This is a genomic window from Streptomyces sp. NPDC057616 (genome assembly GCF_042800575.1).
GTDB lineage: Bacteria > Actinomycetota > Actinomycetes > Streptomycetales > Streptomycetaceae > Streptomyces.
Map to the genome: position 1 here is coordinate 5,869 of NZ_JBHVGU010000080.1, position 8,937 is coordinate 14,805.

8 protein-coding genes and 1 pseudogene are annotated in these 8,937 nt (G+C 70.4%); 8 read left to right on the plus strand and 1 reads right to left on the minus strand.

The genetic code is table 11. The features are described 5' to 3' along the window. Window positions 1-53: 53 nt before the first annotated feature. Entirely contained in the window at window positions 54-1,436 is a 1,383-nt protein-coding gene (locus ACFU97_RS45525; RefSeq protein ID WP_384269068.1) for a cation:dicarboxylate symporter family transporter, read from the minus strand. A gap of 214 nt (window positions 1,437-1,650) precedes the next feature. Here ACFU97_RS45525 and ACFU97_RS45530 point away from each other — a divergent pair, with 214 nt between their 5' ends. From ACFU97_RS45530 to ACFU97_RS45565, 8 genes and pseudogenes are all read left to right on the plus strand, one after another. Next, window positions 1,651-3,330, plus strand: a complete 1,680-nt coding sequence (locus ACFU97_RS45530; protein ID WP_384269071.1) for an ATP-binding protein — start codon at window positions 1,651-1,653, stop codon at window positions 3,328-3,330. Next, on the plus strand, window positions 3,327-3,482 hold the full coding sequence (locus ACFU97_RS45535) for a hypothetical protein (protein WP_384269074.1): 156 nt from the start codon (window positions 3,327-3,329) through the stop codon (window positions 3,480-3,482). Before ACFU97_RS45530 ends, ACFU97_RS45535 begins: the two co-directional genes overlap by 4 nt. A gap of 139 nt (window positions 3,483-3,621) precedes the next feature. Further along, complete coding sequence (locus tag ACFU97_RS45540) at window positions 3,622-4,332, plus strand: response regulator (RefSeq protein ID WP_384269077.1); 711 nt, start codon at window positions 3,622-3,624, stop codon at window positions 4,330-4,332. A 91-nt stretch (window positions 4,333-4,423) separates the two neighbouring features. Further along, window positions 4,424-5,818, plus strand: coding sequence for an extracellular solute-binding protein (locus tag ACFU97_RS45545; protein ID WP_384269081.1), 1,395 nt, complete (start codon window positions 4,424-4,426; stop codon window positions 5,816-5,818). A gap of 16 nt (window positions 5,819-5,834) precedes the next feature. Further along, complete coding sequence (locus tag ACFU97_RS45550) at window positions 5,835-6,791, plus strand: carbohydrate ABC transporter permease (protein ID WP_384269084.1); 957 nt, start codon at window positions 5,835-5,837, stop codon at window positions 6,789-6,791. An 8-nt stretch (window positions 6,792-6,799) separates the two neighbouring features. Further along, window positions 6,800-7,639 (plus strand): carbohydrate ABC transporter permease, encoded by an 840-nt coding sequence (locus ACFU97_RS45555; RefSeq protein WP_384269087.1) that lies wholly within the window; start codon window positions 6,800-6,802, stop codon window positions 7,637-7,639. A 391-nt stretch (window positions 7,640-8,030) separates the two neighbouring features. Next, window positions 8,031-8,741, plus strand: coding sequence for a helix-turn-helix domain-containing protein (locus ACFU97_RS45560; RefSeq protein WP_384269090.1), 711 nt, complete (start codon window positions 8,031-8,033; stop codon window positions 8,739-8,741). Window positions 8,742-8,824: 83 nt separating this feature from the next. Then, window positions 8,825-8,937: pseudogene (locus ACFU97_RS45565) on the plus strand (IS5/IS1182 family transposase); the annotation flags it as partial.

The window sequence follows — 8,937 nt, forward strand, 5'->3', positions numbered from 1 at the left end:
GGGGGTGGGGGGGTAGGGGGGGGGGGGGACCCCCCCCCCCCCCGGAGCCGCGCTCAGGCCTTCGCGAGTTCCTTCTCGCCGCCCTGCTCGGGCACCTCGACCTCCGGCTGCACGTCGTCGTCCAGGAGCGTCGTCTCGTCGAAGGGCAGCTCACCGGCGAGGACCTGCTGGACCCGGTCGGTGTCGATCTCCTTGGTCCAGGTGCCGATCAGGACGGTGGCGACGGCGTTGCCCGCGAAGTTGGTCAGGGCGCGCGCCTCGCTCATGAAGCGGTCGATGCCGACGATCAGGCCGACGCCGTCCACCAGCGCGGGCTTGTGCGACTGCAGACCACCGGCCAGCGTCGCGAGGCCGGCGCCGCTGACGCCCGCCGCGCCCTTGGAGGCCAGCAGCAGGAAGAGCAGCAGCGGGATCTGCTCGCCGATGGACATCGGCGTGCCCAGGGCGTCCGCGATGTAGAGCGACGCCATGGTCATGTAGATCATCGTGCCGTCGAGGTTGAAGGAGTAGCCGGTCGGGACGGTGATGCCGACCACCGGCTTGCTGACGCCCAGGTGCTCCATCTTCGCGATCAGCCGCGGCAGCGCGGACTCGGAGGAGGAGGTGGACAGGATCAGCAGGAACTCCCGGGCCAGGTACTTGAACAGGGAGAAGATGTTCAGGCCCGCGATGACCCGCAGCAGCGCGCCGAGCACGATGAAGACGAACAGGAAACAGGTGACGTAGAAGCCGAGCATGAGGATGGCGAGGCTCTTGAGCGCGTCGAGACCGGCGGAGCCGACCACCGCCGCGATGGCGCCGAAGGCACCGATCGGGGCCGCCCACATGACCATGGCGAGGATGCGGAAGACGAGCCGCTGGATGTGCTCGATGCCGCGCAGCACGGGCTGGCCCATGGAGCCCATGGACTGCAGCGCGAAGCCGGTGAGCAGCGCGACCAGCAGGGTCTGCAGCACCTGCTCCTGGGTGAAGGCGGAGACGAAGGTCACCGGGATGATCGACAGGACGAACTCGACCGGCGGCAGCGCCTCGCCGTCCACCTGGTCGTGCCCGGTGGCCTTGAGCGCGTTCGTGATGTGCAGGCCGTCGCCCGGGTGCAGGATGTTGCCGACGACGAGGCCGATGGCCAGGGCGACCAGGGACATCACCACGAAGTAGCCGAGGGCGATACCGCCGACGGCACCGACCTTCGCGGCCTTGCGTACGGAGCCGATGCCGAGCACGATCGTGCAGAAGATGATGGGGGAGATCATCATCTTGATCAGGTTCACGAAGCCCGTACCGAGCGGCTTGAGCTCGACGCCCGCGTCCGGCCAGATCAGGCCCACCGCGATACCGAGCGCCACCGCGACGATGACGGCGATGTACAGATAGTGGGTGCGGTCCCGCTTCCCAGCGGGTGCGGCATGTGCCGTCTCGGGGGTTCTGGCGGCCACGGATGCCCTCCTTGACGTCTTCGTCGGCATCACCGGCGTGCGGCTCACGTCCGGGGGATGGGGATGGGGGTGCGGATCGGTCGGGAGGCGGTGGCCGGAACCGAATGGCCCGCTCGCGCCGCTTCACCGATGCGGTGACTATCTCCCGCCGTGTGAGGGCGGTCACCCTTCCGTTCATTTAGTTCACGATTGACGTGCGGGGCACACTGACGACATGCGCATCCCCGTCCCGAGACCCCGGAGCCTGGCCGGCCAGCTGTTCGCGATGCAGGCCGTGCTGATAGCGGTGCTCGTGGCCGGATACGCACTGTTCAGCTACTTCAGCGACCGGGGGCAGGCCGAGGACGCGGCGGCCCGCCAGGCGATGGCGGTGTCCCGTTCGATCGCGGACGCCCCGTCCGTGGTGGCCGCGATCCGGACGCCGAATCCCACCGCCGAGCTCCAGCCGTACGCTCTGAAGGTGATGCGGGACGCGGACGTCGACTTCGTCACGATCATGAACACGAAGGGCATCCGCTGGACCCATCCGACCGCGAACCAGATCGGCAAGCACTTCCGCGGGAACATCGCGCCCGCGCTGCGGGGTACGGCCTTCACCGAGACCTATACGGGCACGCTCGGCGCGTCGGTCCGGGCCGTCGTGCCTGTCTACGACGAGCACCGGCACATCGTCGGGCTGGTCAGCGCGGGCATCAAGGTGAAGGCGATCAGCCGACAGGTGCAGGGGCAGGTGTCGGCGCTGGTCGGCGTGGCGGGCTGCGCGCTCGCGCTCGGCGCGATCGGCACGTACGTCGTGAACGCGCGGCTGCGCCGCCACACCCACGGCATGAACGCGGGCGAGCTCAGCCGGATGCACGACTACCACCAGGCCGCGCTGCACGCCGTACGCGAGGGGCTGCTGATGCTGGACGGCCAGTACCGTGTGGCGCTGATCAACGACGGGGCGCGGGAGCTGCTCGGGGTGCCGTCCGGGGAGGACGTGGTGGGAAGGTCGGTCGCGGAGCTCGGTCTGCCGGCGCCGCTGACGGGTGCGCTGCTGGCCTCGGAGCCGCGCGTGGACGAGGTGCACATGTCGGCGGAGCGGGTGCTGGTGGTCAACACCTCGCCGGTGTCGGGCGGGGAACGCCGCGGTTCGGTGGTGACGCTGCGGGACGTGACCGAACTGCAGTCGCTGACGGGCGAGTTGGACTCGGAGCGGGGCTTCACGCAGGCGCTGCGTTCGCAGGCGCACGAGGCGGCGAACCGGCTCCACACGGTGGTCTCCCTGATCGAACTGGGCCGGGCGGAGGAGGCGGTGGACTTCGCCACGGCCGAACTGGAGCTGGCCCAGGCGCTGACCGACCAGGTGGTGGCGGCGGTGAGCGAGCCGGTGCTGGCGGCGCTGCTGCTCGGCAAGACGGCCCAGGCCAACGAGCGGGGCGTGGAGCTGGTGGTGTCGCAGGACAGCCGCCTCGACGACGGCCTGCTCCCGCCCAGCCTGCCGGCTCGCGACCTGGTGACGATCCTCGGCAACCTGATCGACAACGCGGTGGACGCGGCGCAGGGCAGCATCGGCGCCCGGGTGACGGTGACGGCGTACGCGGAGGCGGGCGAGCTGGTGATCCGGGTCGCGGACACCGGCGAGGGGGTGGACCCCGCCCATGCCGAGCTGGTGTTCCAGCGGGGGTTCTCGACCAAGCCGGCCGGCCCCGGCGGCCGCGGGCTGGGCCTCGCCCTGGTCCGCCAGGCGGTCACCCGCCACGAGGGCACCCTGACGGTGACGGAGGCCCGGGAGGGCGGCGCGATCTTCGAGGTCCGCCTCCCGTTGCCCACGACGGCCTCCGCCCCGGCAACCACGACGGCCTCCGCCCCCGCGCCCACGCCCACGCCCACATCGGCAAGAGGTGACGCATGACCACCGGCCACACTCTCCGCGTCCCGGTCATGGAGGACACCCCCGTGCCGGCCGTGGAGACCGACCCCGTGGCCAGCGGCACCCACCCCGCGCATCTCCGCCGGCCCCGCTCCACCGCGGCCACCCCCGCCCCGCCAGGAGGTGACGCATGACCACGGCGCAGCCCCTCCACGTCGCCCGCCCGCAGGGCAACCCAGCGGCCCCCGGCACACACACCCCGCCCGGCGTCCGACGCCCCCTGCCCGCTCACCCCGCCAGGACGACCACCCCGACCCCGCGAAGAGGTGACGCATGACCGCCGCGCAGCCCATTCGTGTGCTCGTCGTCGAGGACGACCCCGTGGCCGCCGACGCGCATGTGATGTACGTCGGGCGGGTGCCGGGGTTCGTGGCGGTGGGCAAGGCGCACACCGGGGCGGAGGCGCGGCGGCTGATGGAGCGCACGGCGGTGGACCTGCTGCTGCTGGACCTGCATCTGCCGGACGTGCACGGGCTCCAGTTCGCGCGGTCGCTGCGGGCGGCCGGGCATCAGGTGGACGTGATAGCGGTGACCTCGGCGCGCGACCTGGCCGTGGTACGGGAGGGCGTGTCGCTGGGCGTCGTGCAGTACGTGCTGAAGCCGTTCACCTTCGCGACCCTGCGCGACCGGCTGGTGCGGTACGCGGAGTTCCACGGCGCGGTCGGCGAGGCGAGCGGCCAGGACGAGGTCGACCGGGCCCTGGCCACCCTGCGCGCCCCGTCCCCCGCCGCGCTGCCCAAGGGCCTGAGCGCACCGACCCTGGAGCGGGTGTCGGTGGCGCTGCGGGACTGCGCGGAGGGCCTGACCGCCACCGGCCTGGCGGAGACCGTGGGGATCAGCCGGATCACGGCCCGGCGGTATCTGGAGCACCTGGTGGACGCGGGCAGGGCGGCCCGCAATCCGCAGTACGGGACCGTGGGGCGGCCCGAGTTGCAGTACCGGTGGGTGAAGGAGGAGCGAGGAGAGTCGGATCGGGCGCGATAGATCGCCGCACACCCGTTGACCTGACTAGACCACTCCTCCTACCTTCACCGCACATCCATCGGCCGACAGTGTCGTAGGCCAGTAGGAGGTCGTGCCCGTGCGCCCCACCGCCGCCCGCCCCCGCTCAACCGCCCCTCTCGTGACGCTCGTTGCCCTCACCCTGTCCGCAAGTGCCCTCACGGCGTGCGGCAGCGGCTCCGGCAGCGACCCGGACACCGTGCGGGTCTCCTTCAAGCAGTCCACCGACAACTCGATCCGCGTGATGGACACCTATCTCGCGGACATCAAGAAGCAGTTCGAGAAGAAGTACCCCGGCAAGAAGGTCGAACTGGTCCCCATCAAGGCCCCGGACTCGGAGTACTACACCAAGCTCCAGCAGATGCTCCGCTCCCCCAAGACCGCCCCGGACCTGGTCTACGAGGACACCTTCCTCATCAACTCCGACATCACCAGCGGGTACTTGAAGCCGCTCGACCCGTATCTCGCCAAGTGGCCCGACTGGAACCAGTTCATCGACACGGCGAAGACCGCGGCCAAGGCCGAGGACGGCAAGACGTACGGCGTCCCCGACGGCACCGACACCCGCGGCCTCTGGTTCGACAAGGGCATCTTCAAGAAGGCCGGCCTGCCCGCCGACTGGCAGCCGAAGAACTGGAACGAGGTCCTCGACGCCGCCCGCACGATCAAGAAGAAGGTCCCGGGCGTCACCCCCCTCAACGTCTACACCGGCAAGCCCGCCGGTGAGGCCGCCACCATGCAGGGCTTCGAGATGCTCCTGTACGGCACCGGCGACGGCACCACGGACCCGCTCTACGACAAGTCCACCAAGAAGTGGATCGCCGGCGGCCAGGGCTTCAAGGACTCCCTCGACTTCGTCCACACGGTCTACCGGGAGAAGCTCGGCACGGAGGTCGCCACCGCCCTCGACCCCAACATCCAGACCATCGTGGCCGGCGAGATGCTGCCCAAGCACAAGCTGGGCATCGACCTCGACGGCTCGTGGCTGCCGCAGGCCTGGCTGAAGGGCAGCGGCCACGAATGGCCCACGTGGTCCAGCGAGTTGGGCCTGGCCCACATGCCCACGCAGAACGGCCAGGCGCCCGGCAAGGTGAGCATGTCCGGCGGCTGGACCTGGGCGATCCCCGCCAAGGCGGGCAACCCCGACCTGGCCTTCGACTTCATCAGGACGATGCAGACCAAGGCCAACGCGCAGAAGTGGTACATCGCCAACTCCGGCATCGCGGTCCGCAAGGACGTGGCGGACGATCCCTCGTACGCCAAGGCGCAGCCCGGGATCAAGTTCTTCACCGACCTGGTCGCCAGCACCCACTACCGGCCCGCCTACCCGGCGTACCCGAAGGTGTCCACGGCGATCCAGGAGGCGATGGAGGGCGTCACGACGGGCGACACGTCCGTCGACAAGGCGGCGAGCGGCTACGACGACGCGCTCAAGGACGCCACGGACAACCAGGTCGTCAAGAAGTGATCGGCGGCCACCACCGATGACCGCAGCAACTCCGCACACCGGGGCGGACCTCAAGACAGCAGAGGTCCCCCCGGGCCCGCCGGCGCCAAGCCAGGCGCCCCGTCCGCGAACTCCCGTCGCCCGCGGGCTGACCCGGGCCCTGCCGGTCGCCCCCGCGGTGGTCCTGCTCCTGCTCTTCCTCGCGGGCCCGATCGCCTACTGCGCCTACATCGCCTTCACCGACCTCCAGCTCACCGGTCAGGCCCACTCCTCCTTCGTCGGCCTCGCCAACTTCCGCAAGGCCTTCGGGGACGACGAGTTCATCAACGCCGTATGGCTGACGCTCGTGTTCACGGTCGTCTCCTCGCTGCTCGGCCAGAACACCCTGGGGCTGGCCCTGGCGACGCTGATGCAGCGCGCCTCGAAGCCCGTCCGCACCCTGACCGGCGGCATCGTCATCACCGCGTGGGTGCTGCCGGAGGTCGTCGCGGGCTTCCTGCTCTACGCCTTCTTCCGCCGCGAGGGCACCCTGAACGCCATCCTCGACTGGCTCCATCTCCCGTCCCAGAACTGGCTGTTCACCCTGCCGATCCTGGCGGTGTCGTTCGCCAACGTGTGGCGCGGCACGGCCTTCTCGATGCTGGTCTACTCGGCCGCCCTGAACGAGATCCCCCAGGAGATCACCGAGGCGGCGGAGGTCGACGGCGCGGGCGGCTGGCGCCGGATGTGGCACATCACGCTGCCGATGATCCGCCGCTCCATCGGCACGAACCTGATGCTCAACACCCTGCAGACCCTGTCGGTCTTCGGGCTGATCTGGGTGATGACGCGGGGCGGCCCGGGCAACAAGAGCCAGACCCTCCCCCTGTTCATGTACGAGCAGGCCTTCCAGAACAGCATGATCGGCTACGGCACCGCCGTAGCCCTGCTGCTGCTCCTGGTCGGCTCCCTGTTCTCCCTCGTCTATCTGCGCCTGCTGCGGACGGAGGTCTGACGGACACCATGGCCCTCACACTCGCCTCCCGCCGCAGAAGCCGCCGGCTGGCCGCCGACATCGGCCTGCTGGTGGTCGCGGCCGCCTTCGCGCTGCCGCTCGCCTGGGTGCTTCTGTCGTCGGTGGACCCGCACGCGGACCTCCGCGTGAAGGCCCCGGACGGCGTCACCTGGTCCAACTTCGACGCGATCCTCACCTCGGACATCACCTTCACCCCGCTGCTGAACAGCCTGATCCTGTGCGGCGGCGGGACGCTGCTGACGGTGGTGTGCGCGGCGCTGGCGGCGTACCCGCTCTCGCGCTTCCGCTCGCGCCTGAACCGTCCCTTCCTGCTGACCGTGCTGTTCGCCACCAGCCTGCCCATCACGGCGATCATGGTGCCGGTGTACGCGCTGTTCGTGCAGGTGGACCTGATCGACACCATGCAGGGCACGATCCTGTTCTTCGCCGCCTCCCAACTCCCCTTCGCCATCTGGCTGATGAAGAACTTCATGGACGGCGTGCCGAAGGAGCTGGAGGAGGCGGCCTGGACGGACGGGGCGTCGTCGATGCAGTCCCTGGTCCGCATCGTGCTGCCCCTGATGGGACCGGGCCTCGCCGTCGTCACCGTCTTCTCGTTCGTCCTGATGTGGGGGAATTTCTTCGTCCCCTTCATGCTCCTGCTCACCCCGGACCAGATGCCGGCGAGCGTGAGCATCAACGAGTTCTTCGGCAACCGCGGGATGGTGGCGTACGGGCAGCTGGCCGCGTTCTCGATCGTCTACTCCACGCCCGTGATCCTGCTGTACGTGCTGATCTCCCGGCGGCTGGGCAGCGGCTTCGCGCTGGGCGGGGCCGTCAAGGGGTGACGCCCGGCGGCGCGAGGTCGCAATCGAGCCGCGCGCCGCCGGTCCCCGCGGAGCCGCTCCCCCGGCCGGCGGTGGCGCACTCGCCGTCGGCGTCCGCCCGCACGGGCGCCGCCCGCGCCCCCGCGCCCACGCCGTGCGGTACGGGGTCCGGGAGGCCGGGGAGCCCGCGAACGGGCTCGCATATGCCCTTCGAGCTTGACGTTCACACATGCGCCACCGCGCGCGCCACCCGGCCGGAAGGACTCTCCGGCGCGCCCGCACCAGCGGAGGACGATCGTCGGCCGGCCCCGCACGGACCGCACAGATGGCCGAATCCGTACGTTCCTACAATCCGTGATCCTGGCCGAACAGACCGTAGTCACGACGTCACCACGCGCCTACGTTGGCCCGCGTGTTCCCACGTCCGACCCGCCCCCACCAGCCCGCCCCGCCCTTCGACGCCCTCGCCGCGCGCCGGCTGCGCGCCGCGCTCGCCATGGCTCCCGAGCACGTCGCCCACGGCCTGCGCACCTCGTACGGACTGCCGTACGTCACGGCGGACCTGGTCGTCGCCTGGGAGCGCGGCCAGCTCTCCCCCACCAGCCCCGAACTCGGCGCGCTGGCCGGGGTGTTGTGGTGCTCCCCCGGTGAACTCATCGGACGGCCGCGCACCTTGCGCGAGCACCGCATCGCCCGCGGCCTCGCCCCCGAGGACGTCGCGCGCGCCGCCGGGCTCGACCTGCCCGCCTATCTCCACATGGAGGACAGCGTCTGGCGCGGCAACGAGCGCCAGTCCACCGCGCTCGCCGAGCTGCTGGAGCTGTCGGTCCCGGACTTCGTCACCGTCACCGGACGCGAGGCGAAGCTCGCCGAGATGCTCCGCAGCGCCGTGACCACGCGCTGGCAGGCCTACGTCCGTCCCGTCGCGAAGACGGTGCCCCTGGACCGGCCGCTACTGGAGGACTCCCTGCAGCAGCTGCACCAGGACTACCAGGGGCAGATGGTCGCCTCGCTGAACTGGGGCGCCGGCAACGCGGCGAGCGAGTCCGGCGACGCCGGACGCGACTTCCTGAACCGGATCGTCGACCACTTCTGGGCCGCCGTCCAGGACAACTCCGAGTAGGGGCGCCGGAGTCGGACGACGGGACTTTCGCAACAGGCCCTAAAGGGTGTTGCACAAGGCTCTGAGCTGGGCATCTCCCTTGTATGGCTGGGGTCTTACGTGCTGAGCGGGTGTGGGTGGAGACGTTCACGGGGCTGCGGGTGACGCAGTTTGCGGGTCTGTTGAAGGTGGTGCGGGAGCGGGGTGGCAACGGCAC

Excerpts from the sequence above, each read along its gene's own strand:
- ACFU97_RS45530 (WP_384269071.1), top strand. The coding sequence starts at position 1,651 with ATGCGCATCCCCGTCCCGAGACCCCGGAGCCTGGCCGGCCAGCTGTTC.
- ACFU97_RS45550 (WP_384269084.1), top strand. The coding sequence starts at position 5,835 with ATGACCGCAGCAACTCCGCACACCGGGGCGGACCTCAAGACAGCAGAG.
- ACFU97_RS45540 (WP_384269077.1), top strand. The coding sequence starts at position 3,622 with ATGACCGCCGCGCAGCCCATTCGTGTGCTCGTCGTCGAGGACGACCCC.
- ACFU97_RS45555 (WP_384269087.1), top strand. The coding sequence starts at position 6,800 with ATGGCCCTCACACTCGCCTCCCGCCGCAGAAGCCGCCGGCTGGCCGCC.
- ACFU97_RS45535 (WP_384269074.1), top strand. The coding sequence starts at position 3,327 with ATGACCACCGGCCACACTCTCCGCGTCCCGGTCATGGAGGACACCCCC.